At 70.1% G+C, this 314-nt stretch carries 1 protein-coding gene; it reads left to right on the top strand.

The genetic code is table 11. The annotated features are described in order from the left end of the window. A partial coding sequence (locus tag CD790_RS34265; protein ID WP_144387284.1) for a roadblock/LC7 domain-containing protein occupies window positions 1-314 on the top strand: 314 nt, incomplete at both ends.

Genomic DNA, 314 nt, shown 5'->3' with positions numbered 1-314 from the left:
GTGGACAACACCCCCGGGGTGTCGCACACGGTCGTGGTCTCCGCCGACGGACTCCTCCTCGCGATGTCCGAAGGGTTCCCCCGCGACCGCGCGGACCAGCTGGCGGCGGTCGCCTCCGGTCTGACCTCGCTGACCGCCGGAGCCTCCCGCATCTTCGAAGGCGGTGCGGTCAACCAGACCGTCGTCGAGATGGAGCGCGGCTTCCTCTTCATCATGTCCATCTCGGACGGATCCTCGCTGGCCGTCCTCGCCCACCCCGAGTGCGACATCGGCCTCGTCGGCTACGAGATGGCCCTGCTGGTCGACCGCGCGGG

The sequence above is a fragment of the Streptomyces sp. SAJ15 genome, assembly GCF_007595705.1.
Taxonomy (GTDB): Bacteria; Actinomycetota; Actinomycetes; order Streptomycetales; family Streptomycetaceae; genus Streptomyces.
This window is presented reverse-complemented; position numbering and strand designations above follow the sequence as displayed.